This is a genomic window from Enterococcus sp. DIV0806c, from assembly GCF_051710905.1.
Taxonomy (GTDB): Bacteria; Bacillota; Bacilli; order Lactobacillales; family Enterococcaceae; genus Enterococcus_B; species Enterococcus_B mundtii.
Window position 1 is genome coordinate 3,053,150 of sequence record NZ_JBIOLO010000001.1, and the last position, 18,084, is coordinate 3,071,233.

Sequence of the window (18,084 nt, forward strand, 5' to 3'; positions counted from 1 at the left end):
CTTTCTTTTTTCGACTGTATGTATGAACAACGAAAGACAACTAAAAAACGTCTTTTAATAAGTTTCCTTATTAAAAGACGCTATGAGGCGTGGTTCCACTTTTTTTCATAATCAAATGATTATCTCTAACAGGTAACGTCTGCTACTCGTTCTTCGCTACTTTCAAGGATTGATATTGATCAACCCCTCTTCGCAAAGACCACTCCCAGAGGCATTTCAAAAAAGAACAATTGACAACTTACACCACCCGTTGACTCTCTTGAAACCATTCTTTTTTTACTTCTTTCTGTTCATCGTGTTTAGTTCAATACTTGATTTAAATGTGCTAAAGATTTTTCTTTCCCTAACAATTCGATTGTTTCTGGTAACTCAGGTCCATGCATTTGTCCTGAAACAGCGACACGGATCGGCATAAATAGGTTCTTTCCTTTTACCCCTGTTTCTTTTTGTACTGCTTTGATTGCTGCTTTGACTGTGGGTGCATCTACAACTTCCATTTGAGTAAGTTGTTCTTTGAAAGCTTTCAACACAGTCGGAACCGTTTCACCCGCTAATACTTCTTTGGCTGCTTCATCTAATACAGGATGTTCGTTAAAGAATAATGTTGATACCTCAACGATTTCCGCTGCATAACTCATTTGTGGTTGATACAGACGAACGATTTTTTTCACCCATTCGATTGTTTGTGCATCTGGATTTTCTTGCACACGACCATCAGCGATCAAATAAGGTAAACACATTTCTGTCAATGCATCTAGATCCATTTCTTTGATGTAGTGGTTGTTCACCCATTGTAATTTTTTCGCGTCAAATGCAGCTGGTGATTTGCTCAAGCGCTGTGGATCAAACATTTTGATCAATTCTTCTTGACTGAACAATTCATCTTCACCGACAGGAGACCAGCCTAGTAAAGCAATAAAATTGAACATCGCTTCTGGTAGGTAGCCTAATTCACGGTATTGTTCGATAAATTGTAAAATCGATTCATCACGTTTACTTAATTTTTTGCCCGTTTCAGAATTGATGATCAAGGTCATATGCCCAAATGTTGGCGCAGTCCAACCAAACGCTTCATAGATCATTAATTGTTTTGGCGTATTCGCAATATGGTCATCTCCACGTAACACGTGAGTGATCTTCATTAAATGATCGTCAACAGCTACCGCAAAGTTATAGGTTGGCATACCATCACGTTTTTGGATGACATAATCCCCACCGATATTGTCTGATTCAAAGGTGATGTCTCCTTTGACCATGTCGGTAAACGCATATTCTGTATTGCGAGGCACACGGAAACGAATCACCGGTACAATGCCTTCTGCTTCTTTTTTCGCTTGTTCTTCAGGTGACAAGTTCGCACAAGTCCCAGCGTAGTGAGGCATTTCGCCACGGGCACGTTGCGCTTCACGTTCTGCTTCTAATTCTTCTTCTGAACAATAGCATTTGTAAGCACGATTACTTGCTAATAACTGATCGATCCATGGTTGGTAGATTTCTTTTCTTTCAGATTGACGGTAAGGACCGTATTCACCTGGATTTTCAGGTGATTCATCCCATTCCATCCCTAACCATGCAAGATTCTCTAATTGGCTTTTTTCGCCATCTTCAATGTTTCGTTTTTGGTCAGTGTCCTCAATGCGGATAATGAAATCTCCATCATTGTGACGGGCAAATAAATAATTGAATAATGCAGTTCGTGCATTCCCAATATGCAAATGCCCTGTTGGACTTGGTGCATAACGTACGCGTACTTTCGTCATTTTCTTCCTCTTCTTTCAAACTAGACTTTGAGACGCCCAAAACAACTGACAATACAACATCTGATCAGATTGTTTTGGGTTGGATCTCCTTTAGCGATAAATGTTGAAATTTAAAGCTACTCAGCACAAATTTTACCTTTTATACGTTAAATAGTAAAGAGATTATGAAAAAGTCATTCAAATCTACGTAAGAAGGCGGGAATCGAAAAAATAGTTTGCCCTACTTTTCAATCCTCGCCTGCTCTAGCTAAACTGAGGAAGCAAAAACCATCTCTCAAAAAAATCTTATGATGTCTAACTGCCTCATATTTACCATATTACGTTTTTATTTCGCTTTTTTCTCATTTTCACGCTTGTTATCGATTCCTCTACCCGCATGAGCAGGTTTTGCAAAGATCATTCGGCCGGCAGCTGTTTGTAGTGCACTCGTTACTACAACTTCGATCCGTTCATTCATGTAATGTTGTCCATCTTCAACAACCACCATTGTGCCGTCATCTAGATAAGCAACCCCTTGTTGACGTTCTGTACCTGCTTTGACCACTAGTACATTCATATTCTCACCGGGGATAACGACTGGCTTCACTGCGTTAGCAAGTGCATTGATGTTGAGAACTGGTACATTTTGAAATTCAGAAACTTTGTTAAGATTATAATCATTGGTCACGATGACACCATCTAATAGTTTTGCCAATTTGATCAGCTTACTATCTACTTCACTGATGTCTTCAAAATCGCCATCATACATCTCAACTGAAATACCTTCTTCTTTTTGTAACGCGTTCAAAATATCTAGTCCGCGACGCCCACGTACCCGTTTCAAGCTATCGCCAGAATCAGCGATATATTGTAATTCATATAGAACGAAATTTGGGATCATCAACGTTCCTTCTAGAAATCCTGTTTTTGTGATGTCGTAAATACGTCCATCAATAATGACGCTTGTATCTAAAATTTTATATTTATGAAAATGATCATCTAGTTTGCGTTCTAATAACTGGCTTTCCACCTGACTAGGTGTTTCTTGTTCGACCTTTTTACTTCTTGGTCCAAATATTTTCTTCCATTCTTCGATGCGGGTCGTTCCCATTCGCAAGCCCAAATAGCCAAGGATCACCATCAATAAGATGGGTAAAACACTGTTTACAAAAGGTATTTCAATATTGTAAAGCGGTGTTGAAATCACAACACCTAGCGTTAGGCCAATAATTGCTCCGATTGCGCCAAATAAGAGATACGTCAAGCTGACCTCACTTAATTTTTCTTCAATTTGCTTGATGACTGCTGTTATATGTTTTGCCAATAGCAAAGATAATAGAAAGAAAATAAGTGCACCTAACAAGCTATTGGTAAAGGTGTTATTCAGCCATCCATTCGTCTGTTGACCGATCGCCTGCCAAGCTGTAGGTAAAAAAGAAATCCCTAAGCTGGCACCAACGATGATCATCAGTAAGGTGATGACACGTTTTTGCATCCTGTTTCCTCCATTTCATTTTGATTTTAACGAAATACTCGTCTAAGAGTTTCATCAAGTGTAGCAACACCTACGACTTCGATACCCTCTGGAATATTCCAACCACCTAAATTATTTTTAGGTAAATATACTTTTGTAAAACCTAATTTTTGTACTTCTTTTACTCGTTGTTCAATTTGGTTGACTCTTCTGATTTCACCAGTCAGACCGATTTCTCCAATAAAACACTCCGTTGGTTGTGTTCCTTTTTCTTTGTAACTAGACGCAATACTGACTGCAATTGCTAAATCAATCGCAGGTTCATTTAATTTTACCCCACCAGCTGCTTTTAAGTAAGCATCTTGATTTTGCAACAATAATCCTGCCCGTTTTTCTAAGACTGCCATGATCAATGACACCCGATTAAAGTCTAAACCAGTCGTTGTTCGTTTGGCATTTCCGAACATCGTGGGTGTGACTAAAGCTTGGATCTCTACTAAGATCGGGCGTGTTCCTTCCATGGCGACAACGATCGCTGAACCTGTCGCTCCATCCAATCGTTCTTCTAAGAAAATCTGTGAAGGATTCGCTACTTCTTCAAGCCCATGGGCGTGCATCTCAAAAATACCGATCTCATTGGTGGAACCAAACCGATTTTTGACGGCACGTAAAATACGAAAACTATGATGTTGCTCACCTTCAAAATACAAGACCGTATCAACCATGTGCTCTAACATGCGCGGACCTGCAATCGAGCCTTCTTTCGTGACATGACCTACTATAAATATGGCAATACCGTTTGTTTTTGCGATTTTCAATAGCTCAGCTGTGGTTTCTCGCACTTGACTAACACTACCAGCGACACTCGTAATATCAGGTTGAGTCATTGTTTGGATCGAATCGATAATGACATAATCAGGTGAAATTTGTTCGATGGCTCGACTGATTTCATTCATATCTGTCTCTGCATACAAGTAAAACTCTGTGTCGATCGAACCTAATCGTTCTGCACGCAACTTGATTTGGTCCGCACTCTCTTCTCCCGATACGTAAAGGACTTTTCCACCAATAGCAGCCAGTTGCTGTGATACTTGCAAGAGTAGGGTGGATTTTCCGATACCAGGATCGCCACCGATCAAAACCATCGAGCCAGGAACCACACCACCGCCTAAAACACGGTTCAATTCTTCTAGCTTCGTCTTTACTCGTGGTTCTTTCTTAGGAACCACCTCAGCGATTTTTGTTGGCTTGGCTTTTTCTCCGGTCAAACTCGTTCGTACTCTGCGGTCCGTTGTATCTTGTTCGATTTCTTCAACCATGGTATTCCATTTGCCACAATTTGGGCAACGTCCTAAAAATTTAGGCGACACATAGCCACAATTTTGACAAACAAATTGAACTTTTGCTTTTTTGGCCATTTCGGTGTACCACCTGTCTTTCATTTTACTTTTCTTGAGTTAAAGATAACTTAAATCTACTTTGCTTATTGGTTGGATGAACCAAATCCACCTTGACGAGCATTAGCGGTTTGATCTTGGTCCGCTTTTAAGAACGGTAGGAAGATTCCTTGCCCAATTCTTTCCCCTTTTTTGATCACTACATCTTTGAAACCAAAATTCGTGAATTGGAACATGATATGCCCTTCATTTGCTTCGTTATTATAATAGTCACTGTCGATCACGCCGACACCATTAGTCAAAATCAAAAAACGTTTTAATGGATTGCTTGAACGATTGGCTAATTGTAAGAATTCATCCTCACCCATATACGCTTTGATTCCTGTAGGCACTAAAACGGGTTTGATTTTCTTTTCCTCTGCTGACATTTCAGAGATAAGCGCATCTGATACAGCTGTTAGTCCTTGCTTGAACCCGGCTTTCCAAACACTTGGAATCACCACATCTTCTGCTGCTTCAAAATCATAACCGGCAGCGTGATGAGTCGCTCTTTGCGGCAATTGGATCTGTTGATCCTGATAACGTGTAATTACTTCAAAACCTCTTTTATTCACCGAATCCCTCCCAGAGTAAACTAGTTCTATTTTAACATACCAAGCGACTGAATACCCAAAGTTAACGAATTCTTCATGAAATTCCTTTCTCTATTTAAGAAACAAATTTATTGATTTTTTGAAAAAAAGTTTATTAAAACATGACTTTATGATTGAAAACAAGTAGAATAGAGCAAAATCATTTCTGTGTAAAAAAGATTAGTTGAGGTGCTCCATGCGAAAAGAAATAATAGAAGCAAAACGAATCATTATAAAAGTAGGAACAAGTACGTTGATCTATCCAAATGGCAACATCAATTTGGGCGCAATCGATCAACTCGCTTTTGTTCTCTCTGACCTTCGTAATCAAGGCAAAGAAATCGTCTTAGTCTCTTCCGGTGCAGTAGGTGTTGGGATGCACAAGATGAATTTAGCAAAGCGTCCTAATACGATCCCAGAACAACAGGCGATTGCAGCAATTGGACAAGCTGAATTGATGAATATCTATAATCAACGGTTCAGTGCGTATGGTCAACAAACTGCCCAAATCTTAGTGACGCGAGATGTTATCGATTACCCTGAAAGCCGAAAAAATGTTGTCAATACGTTAGAACAGCTACTAGCAATGGGAACCATTCCGATCGTCAATGAAAATGACACCGTCGCAGTTGATGAATTAGATCACTCCACCAAATTTGGCGACAACGATCAGTTATCTGCGATCGTTACCAAACTGATTGCCGCTGATCTACTCATCATTCTTTCAGATATCGACGGTTTTTATTCGGATAATCCAACCATCAATCCTGACGCTGAAATGTATCAAACAGTTACCGCAATCGATGATGAACTGATGGCCCAAGCAGGTGGTGCTGGTAGCACCTACGGAACTGGTGGGATGGCAAGCAAACTAAAAGCAGCTTTAAGGATCTTTGAAGCAAATCGCCCAATGATCTTAGCAAATGGAAAAAATCCAGCAATCATTTTTGATATTTTGGCTGGAAAAGAAATCGGAACATTATTTAAGGAGGTTTTATAATGACTGATCTTATCCAACTTGGGAAACAAGCAAAAAAAGGCGCACGCGAACTTGCTTTGATGCCGACTAAACAAAAAAATGACTTATTGTTGCAAATGGCACAAACAATCAAGAGAAATCAACTAGCCATTCTTGAAGCCAATCAAAAAGACTTAGATCAAGCGACAGAAAATAATATTAGCGAAACAATGCAAGATCGTTTACGGCTAACACCAGAACGTATCCATACAATGGCGGAAGAAATCATTAAAGTGGCGCAACTAGACGATCCAATCGGAAAAGTCGATCACATGTGGCAAAACGAAGACGGTTTATTGATTGGCAAGAAGCGTGTCCCTCTAGGGGTCATCGGCATGATCTACGAATCACGTCCGAATGTGACAACTGATGCGGCCAGTCTCGCATTTAAATCAGGAAATGCAGTGATTTTACGTGGTGGAAAAGAAGCCTTCCACTCCAATCAATTGTTGGTTGAATTACTTCAAGAAACATTGGAAAATGCTGAAGTATCGCCTTATACAATCCAATTCGTGGATGATACCTCTCATGAGACCGCTGCGGAATTGATGCGTTTAACAGATTATTTAGACGTATTGATCCCTCGAGGTGGTGCTTCGTTGATCAAACGTGTGAAAGAGCAAGCCACTGTCCCAATCATTGAAACAGGCACCGGCAACAACCATATCTATATCGATAAAGAAGCACAATTAGCCATGGCAGTGGATATCATTGTGAACGCCAAAACATCTCGCCCTTCTGTCTGTAACGCTGCCGAGACTTTGCTGATCCATTCAGAGATCGCGCCTTTCTTCTTGCCATCTATTGAGCAAGCACTGGTTGAACATGGTGTCTCTCTACATGCAGATGCTCGTGCGTTGGATTATTTAGAGACCGCAACCTTAGCAGACGAAACCGATTGGGATACAGAATATTTGGATTATATTTTAGCGGTTAAGATCGTTGATTCTTTGGACGAAGCAATCGAACATATCAACCGTCACAATACACAACATTCCGAAGCTATCGTGACGGACAGTTACACAGCAAGCCAACGCTTTTTAAATGAAGTTGATGCAGCTGCTGTTTACGTCAATGCTTCCACTCGCTTCACGGATGGTTCAGTATTTGGCTTCGGTGCAGAAATCGGTATTTCTACACAAAAACTCCACGCTAGAGGTCCAATGGGGTTGAATGAGTTAACAACGACGAAATACATCATCTATGGAGATGGACAAATCCGCAAATAATGTTTCCCGTGAAACATTTGAGGTTTGAGGTGTCTTTCATAATAAAGTTACGTAAAAACCAGAATATTCTTTATTAAAAAATAAGACGACATTCACAAAAATTTGAAAACAAATTTCGTGGATGTCGTCTTATTGCTAAATAGTGAACACTACTAGCACATTCTCCCTTGATAGACTATTCTTCCGGTAATTGATCAAATAAAGAAAAGCCATCAAACGTTTCTCCATCATAATAGCGCAATAATTGTTCACTCGTCAGATTCGTGGTAGTTTCTTTTTCCTCTTCTGATTCAAGAAGAAGTTGTTCACGATAGATTCGGTAGGTCTCTGCTAATTGTTGCTGCATTTTTGCCCTTGAATTAGCCTCCGCATTGATCGTCGGAAGCTCCTTGATCAACCCTCGATAAATCAACTGTTCATCTACCCATTCAACAGGTAGTTCGACCATCGTCAAGCCTACCTCTTTAAAATATTCTTCGATCATCATCTAAGCCTCACATTTATGTCTTGCTTGCATTTTAGCTTATCTCCCAGAAAGTTGCTAGCGACAACATAGAGACTTCTTTATTTATTTTTGGATCGTCGCCAAAACTGCACGTGAAACTGGACCGACAAATAATAATTGTAACGGCAACGCCATGATCACATTCATTTTCCAAGCTGTAAGATAGGCAGAAAGAAATTGTTCTGGAATCCCTTGTTCAATAACAATACCGAATAATGACATACATGTCACCATACCTAAAACCATGAGGCATGAAATCGTGAGGATCATTTGCATTTTATTTTGTTTATTTATAGGTAATTTGAAAGCAATCTTTTTCGCGATTACTCCTATGATAAAAACATCTAAGATAAATGCCACGATAAATCCTGGTATAAGGCCTACGAATAAGTTTGATACATGCAACGCATTATGTAACCAGAGATTATAGATACTCATCCCTAAAACCATCAGAAAACACATCATCGTTGTAAAAATAATTCCTTCTTTTTTGTTTGTTGGCACTTCAATCACTCCTTTTCATGAAAAACAGCATAGCATAAATGAAAATTTTTCGTAAGTTTTTTTCATAACTTGCGTTAAGTTTTTTTATTCAAAAAAAATATCGCTCCCGGTTTAAGAACAAACCTAGGAGCAATATTTATCATCTCAATCAATTTTTCTTAATTGGAATCAACTATAAAACTGCAGCATCTTGTTTTAATACGCATAGAACCCGATACCTTCATATCTCCAACCCAATGGTGTCAATGAGTCTCGTTCCGCTGAACTTAACGTATAATGGTGCGTTCCTATTGTTTCATTTGGATTAAACAAACGATAAATTGGTTTGGATCCACCTGAAAAGAAACTTAACCCTTCATATCTCCAACCAAGAGGTGTCAAAAAGTTGATTTCTGACTGAGCCATCGTGTAATGATGATCCCCGTTATTTGGATTGTATAGACGATACACCGGTTGCCCACTGTTTGGTGCTTGCCACGCAATTCCTTCATAGATCCAACCAACTGTAGATAGGTGGTTTCTCTCACCTACATTTAGTGTATACAAATGCTGTCCAGTACTACGATTATATAAACGATACATTGGTGAAGTATCGACATTCGGTGTGTCATACTGAGTAAGATTGTATGTTTCAATCACGTTGTTTAGAATAGAACCATAATTAGGAGCTGTAGCATAGCGGCCCGTCAACCATGCTGTGGCATCTCGATAAGAAGAAGTATTACTTCTCCATGCACCTGAATAGAAGAAGACTCCTGGTTGGAAAGAAGTAGTCTTCAATACCGTCACATTATCTTGTAATGACTCTGCATAAGATGGATATTTACGAAAAGCTGCATTTACAGTAATCCATTGCCCATTGATAAACTCTGAAGTTGGCATCGTAACAGATTGTCCATTATAGCTACCTTTGATACCAAATAAATTATAATTTGGAGCAGCAGATAGCGTACTTCTGCCCCAGCCACTTTCCACAATCGCTTGTGCAATCATAACTGAAGCATATAGATCATTTGCGTTAGCTAATGTTTGGGCACTTGCTGCAATACTATCTATAAATGCTTGTTGTGCATTAACAGAAGAACGTGCAGAAAAAGCTGATACCTCTGGACTTTCAAATTGTGATAAATCTGCTTGATGCGTATGCGTTAATTCATCTCCATTAGTTAGAGGATTCGTAATTACTTCTGTTTTTTCTACAGGTTCGCTAGTCTGTTCTGATCCGTCTGATTCAGTGGTTGCCGTTACTCCCTCGATTTGGGTTGAAACTGTTGTTTCAGTAGAACTCGATGTTATTGATTCTTCTGCAAGTACTACAAGGTTCGTAGATACTAAACTGCTTAGAACGATTGCACTAAATAAAATATTTTTTGCTTTCATTTCATTCTCCTTTTTCTCAATAATTTTATAACAGCATGTGCAATTATGAGAGATCAGATATATGTATCATCAAATCTTCAAAAAATTAATTTTATTACTCCATAAAAACCACACATTTTTAATTATACACAACTATATACCTCTTTTCAGCCACAAAATTATTAAGATTTACAAGTGGTAGAAATATTTAAATCAGGAAAACGTTTATGTCAAACCTTATAAAATAAATTAAAACAAAACAATAAATAGCTGAGATAACGCAAGCATGAAATTCCTTTAAACTAAAAAACTAACTAAACAGCACCATCAAAAAATAAGTCGAGAAACTAAAAATCAACAACTGACTCTTAGCTACTCGACCTATGTTTGATTTGAATTTTAAAAGAAAAACAACACAAATAATGAGTAAGAAAATGTTTTCTACAAACTCTACTTTTTACGTAAATTTGCTAGATACCTAACTCCCTTAACCCATCTTCTATCGAAGTCAATTTGCGACCTAATACTTTTTCAAAATCATCAGAAGTTACATCTAACTGATTGTTGCGAATATCATTTTGGATTGCAGTCGTCATTTCTGCACCACCTTGAGAAAATCCCGACGCTGTTAGTTTAGCTGTGAATTCATCTGCATCCAACGAAAGGATTTCTAAAGATTTCCCGCTTACTCTAGCAACCTGTTCTGCCAAGGCTTGATAGGTGATTGGTTTTCCAGATAATTCTAAGACCTCAGGATAATCCATTCCTGCTAATACTTTTGCAGCTACTTCTGCATACTCTCTCTTTAACGCCCAACCGGTCTTGCCTTCGCCAGCTGCATAAACAAACTGACCAGTTTTCAATGCTACTTCAATCAATGGCATCTCATTTTCTAGGTACCAGTTATTTCTTAAAAAGGTATGTTTGATACCAGATTCTTTGATGATTTTTTCTGTAAATTGATGGTCTGGAGCCAAGATACTGGTCGAATGATCTGCATCCGCAAAACTAGTATAGGCAATGAAAGAAACCCCTGTTTGTTTTGCTGCTTCTACAACATGTTGATGTTCAGCTTGTCGGTTTCCCGGTACACCTGATACAAATAATAGACGATCGATGCCTTGTAGCGCCTGTACCATTGTCTCGCGATCTGCATAATCACCGATGCGAACTTGAAGACCTGCTTCAATTAATTTCTGGGCTTTTTCTTCATTACGAGCAAGGACATAGATTTCCTTCAAAGGAACCAGTTTCTTTAATTCTTCTAAAGCGTAGTGTCCAAATCCTCCAGTTGCTCCTGTTACTAAATAAGTCATATTCCCACTCCCTATTGATTAATTATTTTTGTTCATATAGCTGTACATTTTTAAAATACACCATTATCATAAAGAGTATGCTAAGATAAGTCAAGAAATCAAGTTGAAAGGATGGATTTTAATGAAATATTCTCTACAATTAAGCGATGCAATTCATATCTTAGCTTATATCCACATATTTCAAGGAACTGATTTACTTTCAAGTGACATGATTGCAAGTAGCATTGAAACGAATCCAACGAATGTTCGAAAAATCATGAGTCAATTAAAAAAAGCAGACCTTATCCATACAACAAGTGGAAAACCAACACCCGTACTTGCGAAAGCTCCCGAAAATATCAATTTATTGGAAATTTATCGAAGTATTGAAGGTAACACGAATTTGATCCAAGTAGACCCAAAAACAAATCCGAATTGCGTGGTAGGCGCTAATATCCAAGAAGTCTTAGCTGCAACTTATTCTCGATTACAAAAAAAAGTGGAAGAAGAAATGGCAGTAATCACTTTAGATGGACTCATTAAACAGATTGTATTATCAGAAAAAGAGAAACGTCCAGAAAATCAGCCACTCGTGGAAAAATTCCTTTAGTTTTTAAGTAAATCGGAGTTACTTTTAGTTATCTAAAAATTAAAATAACAGTTTTATATTATTATTACTTTTATAATAGATTAAATAATCTTCGTACTGGAAAAAAATTGCTGTTTTCTTTTTATTTATTCGGTAAAATTAAACTATGAAGATAACTAAAGGAGGAAATATTATGAAAGATTGGAAAAACGGTTTTTGGGAATCTGATTTAGATCATGGCTATGAATTGTTTATTGAAAAACGTGTTCATGGATATTTGTTTACAAAAGAAAAAATCATCGCAAAAGTCACAGAAGAAAACAACAAGGAGTATGACGTACTTGTCCAGTTAACAGATGACGACCAATTCTATGGTCTGTCTTGCAGTTGCTCCCACGAAGACACAGGTCATTGTCCTCATGTCGTAGCTATCTTGTTCAAATATGAACAAGAAAAAGAGCAGGAAAAAGCAAATGAACTGGTCAAGTTGATCTCTTATGCAAATGAACAAGATATTCAAGACTTTCTATTAAATGTTTTAAAAGAGAATCAAGAACTAACTCAACGATTCCAAGAACATACTGCAATCAAAAATATTGACGATTACGATAAAATGATTGTTATTTTAGAAAAACATACACATTATTCTGGGAGCAACATTCATGATCGTACACTTCAAAACATCAATAAAGAACTGTCTGAATTTTTAAACAGTCTTATTGATACATCAATCGAAAAAAAGCAAATCCTTCATGCATTCGAATTAATGAACAGAATAGTGGAACACTTTGATTTATCAAAAGTACATAATGTAGAAAATGATATCAGTCTTATCATGCATCACTGTTATTCTCTATGGAAAAAGTTACTGAGACATGCATCCGAGCCAGAAAAACAACGAATATATTCTAAACTTTCGACCAAAATAATTAGTGCAGGCCAATCTAGCTTTTATATCCAACAAATTTTACATGAAGAATTCCCCGAACAGTACTTTGATCAGGATCAGCAAAAACTTGATCAAACATCTGAAAATGGCGGACACTTCAACTATAAAAACAAACGACTTCTATCCATTCGCCAAATGGAAAATTTGAATTATACAGACAACCAAATTCATCAACGTGCACGTGAAAGCTGGCAATCTCCAACTATACGTTCACAATATATTGACTATCTGATGCAAAAGAGAGCTTATGAAGAAGCAATTACTGTTTTGAATGAAAGTATTGTATTAGATCAACACTCTTCTGATATGGTCACCTTGCATCGCTATGCATTAAAAAACCTCTATCATAAGTTAGGAAAAAAAGAGCTTTATGCGGAACAAATTTTACATCTCCTATTAGAAGGAGAGACCGTCGATATGAATTTGATTCATCAATTGAAAAAAACATATTCGATTGATCAGTGGGAAGAAGTACGAGAAAACTTATTTGAAAAATTAAAGTATCGTACAGACGTTGGATTGTTCTATTCGAAAGAAAGACGATACGATCTATTGTTGGATTATGTTCTCAAGTCACCTGGACTGGAAGAAGCCAGCCGCTATTTTTCTTTCTTAAGAAAGCAGTTCCCAGAAGCACTCCTTCAAAAATATGAATATGAATTACGCCGGATGGCTGCTGAGACGACTACACGTTTACGGTATCATAAAATGGCTTTGCTGATCGCCGAAATGGCCACCCTCCCTAGTAGCACGATCTCTGTTCAATTACTGATCAAAGAACTAAAAGAAAAGTACCCGCGCAGAAAAGCAATGCTAGAAGAACTAAAAAAGTTAGAAAAAACATATAAATAATCTAGCGATAGCGACCCTATTCACAGTCATTATTTCGAAAAGCCGAATCAATAGCATTGCTTGTTGATTCGGCTTTTTGTATAGACGCTTATAAATAAATTCGTTGATTTCCTATATTTTCCTAAAAAAGAAAAAGCATTTCAACCACTTTTAAATAACATGCCGGTTCATCTGTCAATCAAATCCAACCGGAATTGATTGGGCTGGTTTACTGGTTGCTTGCTTCACGTCAGTCTCCCACTTGCTATAGATATCTAAAAATCTCACTTCTTCTTCATCACTATATCCTTCAAAAACAACTTTATCGATATTTCCATGATCAAAAAAAATCGTTGTTTCAGGATTTAATCCTGAGGGGTAAAGCACTGCCATATAGTCTGCAAACGTATCTTTTTTCGACTGTTGATCTGTATATACAGCACCTCTTCCAACGATGACTAATTTTTGTAACCCTTCCTCAAGCAACACGACACTTCCTAATGGTAATAACTTTTTCCCCTCATTCATTATATATTTCCTCCTTGTCAGTTCCTTTGATATGTTTGTTAAAATATTTCTCTCCGTACCATTCTAATTGTGTTTTCCCTTCAAAATTGCGGTATTCTTCTGAGTATTTGTGTTTATAATAACCGTGTAATAGATACGGGAAGAATAGATAGGCTTCGGCGATCATAAATCCTATATCAAACGCTAACCACATCACTAAAATATTTATAAAACCTACCATATCTGTTCGAGGTGTATCTCCATCTGGAAAAATAAAATTCCAAATTATAACTATTATGACCACTATCCAGCCGTAATTCAGTACCATTTGAATGATTTTTTCTATAAAATCATCGACTTTATTTTTTTCTTTATCTTTTATATTAAGCATTTTTATATTTAAGGAATTACATTTACTTCTAATAACGATATAACCTACTATGGTTAATAAAATCAAAACGATTATCATCCCAATAGAAGTTAATAGTTTCAGAAACATAGTAATAAAAAATAAATTTACTGTCAGTATTAACCAAATAAGGTAATTGTTACAGGTGTTCATTGTAATAAAAATTCTTGTACTACTATTATTCTTATTTTTATATCTTGTATATAACCAGATAAATAAATACATAAAAAGAAATATCCAAAAAAAACTTTCTGTCAAAAAATTTATATCTGGTTCAGGAACAAGGCTATTTCTATCAGGATCTTTCATCCCTAATTCAGTAAATTTAACAAAACCATATTGTGCCATTATTAAAATTATTGATATAGATATTAATAAAAAACGCTTTTTCCCATTATATAATCCTCTTTTTTCAGTGTCTTTTATCATATAATCGACTAAACGATCATCCAACAAGTTTAAGCTTTGTTCAAACGTCGCATTGAATAATTTTTTCATATTCTTCACCAATTAGAGTTAATCTCTTCTAATTTTTAAATATCTACTCCTTGTGTTTTTGTTGTTTCTTCTCTATCAGTTCCTTTGATGTGCTTATTAAAATGCTTCTCTCCGTACCATTCTAGCTGACTCTTCTTTTCCCAATTGCGGTATTGTTCTGTGTATTTTTGCTTATAATACCCCTGTAATAGATAGGGGAAATATAGATAGGCTTCTGCAAAAATTATTGCAATATCCATAGCTATCCACATACCTAACATACCTATGAATCCAACAAAATCTGTTCGTACTTCATCACTATTTGGAAATATGAACTTCCATATCATGACGATAATCACAACCATCCAGCCATATTTCATTGCTAATTTCATTACGTTATCTACCAGTATATCTACCCTGTCTTTTTTTCTCTCAACTTCATATAACACATATTCAATCGTACGTTTTTTACTCCTAAACACGACATAGCCTACTAGCCCGATTGAGCCTAGCACGAACAACATACCTAAAATGGTAAGGGGGTTAAAAAATACAGTTATGAATAAAAGATTCATCTCTATCACTAACCAAATGATATATAAGTTTAAGTTGAATTGACCTCTTATTCTTGTAAGGTAATACTCCCCTTTATCCCTAAAAATGAAAACTAAAATTAGCCAGATACAAAATAATAAATAAAACGACCACATTGGTAAAAAATTGATCTCTGGTGTAGGAACTGTACTGGGTCCTAGTTCTCCTTTACTAATTTTCGTGGATATTACGGCGATCAAATAATTGATTCCGATTAAAAAGACAAGCAATAGTACTCCTATCACTCTAGCAACTACCTTACCGCCTGTTGGATCCGGCAATTGATTAACATCTTTATTCATAAAAGTAACAAATGTATCATCACATAAATTTAAACTTTCCTCGAATGTTGCATTGAATAGCTGCTTCATTATTTTTATCCATTAACGCTAACCCCTAATAGTTTTACTGAAGATAGCACCTTTCCTATTGATTTTCCCACTACCTGAATATTACTGAACACACGTTTTACTGTGCTTATATTTTGTGTCACTGATTTCCCCATCTTTTTTGTGACATCACTTATAGCTTCAGACGCCTTATCGTGCAAACTATAAGCTCCATCTTTTGCACTATCATAGATATCTGGTTTAACAAATTGCACTAACTTGTTTATTCCACCTATAGCTCCACCAATTAGTGCACCTCCTACAGCTCCCGAAACTGTTCCCAAAAACGGAATAGGAATTGCGGTACCAATAGCCCCTCCTATTGCACTACCAATCGTCATTCCCTCTAACGGTCCAATACTCTTCACCATCTCTATTCCACCACCTATTATTCCTTTACCAACACTTCCTGTTTTTCCATATTCATTCACCGCATTGGCGGCGAAAGTGACGCCTAATTGCGCGTAAGTAGCTACTTGTCCTGCCGTTCCTAATCCTTTGGCAACACCCCAATTTTTAGCTCCTTGCACAAATTGAGATTTCTTCAAGGCTTCGCTGACGTAGGTTTTTACAGGGGACGTAAATTTAGTGAAATGTAGATATGCCTTGCCTATCGTATCGATTTTAGGAATCCATTTTCCTTGAGCAACAGCTTTACCGAACATTTCATATTTTGCAAGACCGCTAAATAATTTATTTTTCATACCTGATGGTAGATGATTAGCAAGTATCAAAAATTCATCGTTGGATGCCAACTTGTTTACCAATGCATCAGGATAATTGCTGAGCAACATTTCAAGTCGTCTGATTGTATCGGTTTTCCCATCTTTCAGGGGTTGGACCAATTTTTCGATCTCCGCATACAGTTCTAAGTAAGCATTGTTTGAAGATTCTTCTAACAATGCTTGTCCGTTTGGTTTGTACTTCTCAAACCAACTCCCATCCACTCCTTTCGGCAATACATAACTACCGTCTGTCTTGATGGTTGTTTGATTCAAGACTAATACGCTTTGCATGGCGAGTTTCAATTCCAGCAGACTGTTATTGAACAGTCCACTGGTTTGGGTGTTAAAGGCATGCAGTTTTTGTTGTTTGCGTTGCAACTTGTAGATATCTTCTTGCAGGCTGTCCGCCATTCGCATCAAGTTTCGATGAAAATCACTGAGCATTTCTGTAATACCTGGTAATATGCTTGTATTAGCGATCTGCCTAATCGTCTGCGCGTGGTTATCGATCGATTGTTTAGCGAATGTTTTGGCACGAATCTGTCCGCTTAAATTCTCTTCGTCCAAGTATCCTTCACTGGCAATCATTTGATGTGCGGAAGAGTAAAGATTCAAGTCTGACTGAATCCCTTGTACCGCAGTGTTTACCCGATTGATCGTAGGTATGATCAACTCAGAAAACAGTCCTTTACCGGCTTGATAAGCCGCTCCGGAGAGTTTTTTGCCATCAACCGCTTGAACAACTTGTTGACTACCTGTTCGTAGTTGGGTGATCGTTGTACGAGTAAGCGATAAATTAGTGGTCAGATTGCTCATTAAATTAGAAGACTCTGTGGCTGAATAGATTAGTCCCATCGTTTATTCCTTTCTTTCTGAAGTTCCGTACGTTCTTCTTCAAGTTTTATCAAACCTTTTAAGTATTCTTGATCTAGTTGATGCTGTTGGGTTTCTACCAACTGCGTGAAGTAAGTTGATTTCCCTTCATTCTCATTTTGCTCCCAACGAGCAACTTGGCTTCCTTGAGATACTAATTCTTCTGTGAATTGTTGGATTTCTCGAAAGCTTTTTCGCATATCCATCTCTAAATAATGCATACATTGTTTTAACTGCTGTTTTTCTTTACTCAGACGCTCCAATCGTTGTTCATTGTTGCTGATTTTACGATCATATTCAGCGATCAACTCTTCCTTTTCCATACTGACTCCTTACTTGAATCTTGATTGACTGTCTCTGACTGCGATTGCTTGAGCAAGCTGGGGAAATTTGTTTGCCTGTTCATTGACACAAGTAACTAGATTTGAAATATCGGTGAGTAGGTTGTTACTGACCTCTACGCCTGTTTTCATACTGCTGATCGTGCTCTTGCTTAAAGAACTTGTTTTGCTACTACTAACAGAAACATTTTTTATTCCTGATGCGGCTGCTGTTGCAGTTGATTCCTGAGAAGCGATTTTCGTCATCT

At 37.3% G+C, this 18,084-nt stretch carries 18 protein-coding genes and 1 other annotated feature; of the genes, 4 read left to right on the forward strand and 14 right to left on the reverse strand.

Annotated features, from left to right (window positions below):
- Positions 1 to 70: 70 nt before the first annotated feature.
- Positions 71 to 303, reverse strand: a binding site (T-box leader).
- From gltX to IGK77_RS14145, 4 genes are all read right to left on the reverse strand, one after another.
- The gene (gene gltX, locus IGK77_RS14130; protein WP_010734061.1) at positions 300 to 1,760 is read right to left on the reverse strand and encodes a glutamate--tRNA ligase; all 1,461 of its coding nucleotides are present in this window, start codon (positions 1,758 to 1,760) and stop codon (positions 300 to 302) included. (Overlaps the previous feature by 4 nt.)
- A 325-nt stretch (positions 1,761 to 2,085) precedes the next feature.
- Positions 2,086 to 3,234 carry a PIN/TRAM domain-containing protein gene (locus IGK77_RS14135; protein WP_019723035.1) on the reverse strand — a complete coding sequence of 383 codons (1,149 nt, stop codon included), beginning with the start codon at positions 3,232 to 3,234 and terminating at the stop codon, positions 2,086 to 2,088.
- Between the two features lie 26 nt (positions 3,235 to 3,260).
- On the reverse strand, positions 3,261 to 4,631 hold the full coding sequence (radA, locus tag IGK77_RS14140) for a DNA repair protein RadA (protein WP_019723034.1): 1,371 nt from the start codon (positions 4,629 to 4,631) through the stop codon (positions 3,261 to 3,263).
- 65 nt (positions 4,632 to 4,696) lie between these two features.
- Complete coding sequence (locus IGK77_RS14145; protein ID WP_010734058.1) at positions 4,697 to 5,224, reverse strand: dUTP diphosphatase; 528 nt, start codon at positions 5,222 to 5,224, stop codon at positions 4,697 to 4,699.
- A 214-nt stretch (positions 5,225 to 5,438) separates the two neighbouring features.
- On the opposite strand from IGK77_RS14145, the gene proB reads away from it, so the two are divergent.
- Entirely contained in the window at positions 5,439 to 6,242 is an 804-nt protein-coding gene (gene proB, locus IGK77_RS14150; RefSeq protein ID WP_074801434.1) for a glutamate 5-kinase, read from the forward strand.
- The gene (locus IGK77_RS14155) at positions 6,242 to 7,489 is read left to right on the forward strand and encodes a glutamate-5-semialdehyde dehydrogenase (RefSeq protein ID WP_071866523.1); all 1,248 of its coding nucleotides are present in this window, start codon (positions 6,242 to 6,244) and stop codon (positions 7,487 to 7,489) included. Before proB ends, IGK77_RS14155 begins: the two co-directional genes overlap by 1 nt.
- Before the next feature lie 175 nt (positions 7,490 to 7,664).
- Here IGK77_RS14155 and IGK77_RS14160 read toward each other — a convergent pair whose 3' ends face one another.
- From IGK77_RS14160 to IGK77_RS14175, 4 genes are all read right to left on the reverse strand, one after another.
- The gene (locus IGK77_RS14160; RefSeq protein WP_071866561.1) at positions 7,665 to 7,973 is read right to left on the reverse strand and encodes a hypothetical protein; all 309 of its coding nucleotides are present in this window, start codon (positions 7,971 to 7,973) and stop codon (positions 7,665 to 7,667) included.
- Positions 7,974 to 8,057: 84 nt separating this feature from the next.
- The gene (locus tag IGK77_RS14165) at positions 8,058 to 8,498 is read right to left on the reverse strand and encodes a DUF2798 domain-containing protein (RefSeq protein ID WP_071866522.1); all 441 of its coding nucleotides are present in this window, start codon (positions 8,496 to 8,498) and stop codon (positions 8,058 to 8,060) included.
- 195 nt (positions 8,499 to 8,693) lie between these two features.
- Positions 8,694 to 9,878: a glycoside hydrolase family 73 protein gene (locus IGK77_RS14170; protein ID WP_071866521.1), complete on the reverse strand. Its 1,185-nt coding sequence runs from the start codon at positions 9,876 to 9,878 to the stop codon at positions 8,694 to 8,696.
- A 449-nt stretch (positions 9,879 to 10,327) separates the two neighbouring features.
- Positions 10,328 to 11,173 carry an SDR family oxidoreductase gene (locus IGK77_RS14175; protein WP_074801439.1) on the reverse strand — a complete coding sequence of 282 codons (846 nt, stop codon included), beginning with the start codon at positions 11,171 to 11,173 and terminating at the stop codon, positions 10,328 to 10,330.
- Between the two features lie 121 nt (positions 11,174 to 11,294).
- Here IGK77_RS14175 and IGK77_RS14180 point away from each other — a divergent pair, with 121 nt between their 5' ends.
- Together IGK77_RS14180 and IGK77_RS14185 are read left to right on the forward strand one after the other, a co-directional pair.
- A complete protein-coding gene (locus IGK77_RS14180; protein WP_066025859.1) occupies positions 11,295 to 11,762 on the forward strand; it encodes an Rrf2 family transcriptional regulator in 468 nt (155 codons plus the stop codon).
- A gap of 172 nt (positions 11,763 to 11,934) precedes the next feature.
- A complete protein-coding gene (locus tag IGK77_RS14185) occupies positions 11,935 to 13,542 on the forward strand; it encodes an SWIM zinc finger family protein (RefSeq protein WP_074801442.1) in 1,608 nt (535 codons plus the stop codon).
- A gap of 174 nt (positions 13,543 to 13,716) precedes the next feature.
- On the opposite strand, the gene IGK77_RS14190 is transcribed toward IGK77_RS14185, so the two are convergent.
- The 6 genes from IGK77_RS14190 to IGK77_RS14215 are packed head-to-tail and all read right to left on the reverse strand — an operon-like array spanning position 13,717 to position 18,082.
- Positions 13,717 to 14,049 carry a DUF4176 domain-containing protein gene (locus tag IGK77_RS14190; protein ID WP_071866518.1) on the reverse strand — a complete coding sequence of 111 codons (333 nt, stop codon included), beginning with the start codon at positions 14,047 to 14,049 and terminating at the stop codon, positions 13,717 to 13,719.
- Entirely contained in the window at positions 14,042 to 14,935 is an 894-nt protein-coding gene (locus IGK77_RS14195; protein WP_074801445.1) for a hypothetical protein, read from the reverse strand. The genes IGK77_RS14190 and IGK77_RS14195 overlap by 8 nt, the downstream gene beginning before the upstream one ends.
- 35 nt (positions 14,936 to 14,970) lie before the next feature.
- A complete protein-coding gene (locus tag IGK77_RS14200; RefSeq protein WP_071866516.1) occupies positions 14,971 to 15,879 on the reverse strand; it encodes a hypothetical protein in 909 nt (302 codons plus the stop codon).
- Between the two features lie 5 nt (positions 15,880 to 15,884).
- Positions 15,885 to 17,477 (reverse strand): hypothetical protein, encoded by a 1,593-nt coding sequence (locus IGK77_RS14205; RefSeq protein WP_438713227.1) that lies wholly within the window; start codon positions 17,475 to 17,477, stop codon positions 15,885 to 15,887.
- On the reverse strand, positions 17,468 to 17,818 hold the full coding sequence (locus IGK77_RS14210) for a hypothetical protein (RefSeq protein ID WP_074801451.1): 351 nt from the start codon (positions 17,816 to 17,818) through the stop codon (positions 17,468 to 17,470). Before IGK77_RS14210 ends, IGK77_RS14205 begins: the two co-directional genes overlap by 10 nt.
- Positions 17,819 to 17,827: 9 nt before the next feature.
- Positions 17,828 to 18,082, reverse strand: coding sequence for a hypothetical protein (locus IGK77_RS14215; RefSeq protein WP_074801453.1), 255 nt, complete (start codon positions 18,080 to 18,082; stop codon positions 17,828 to 17,830).
- Positions 18,083 to 18,084 lie beyond the last annotated feature (2 nt).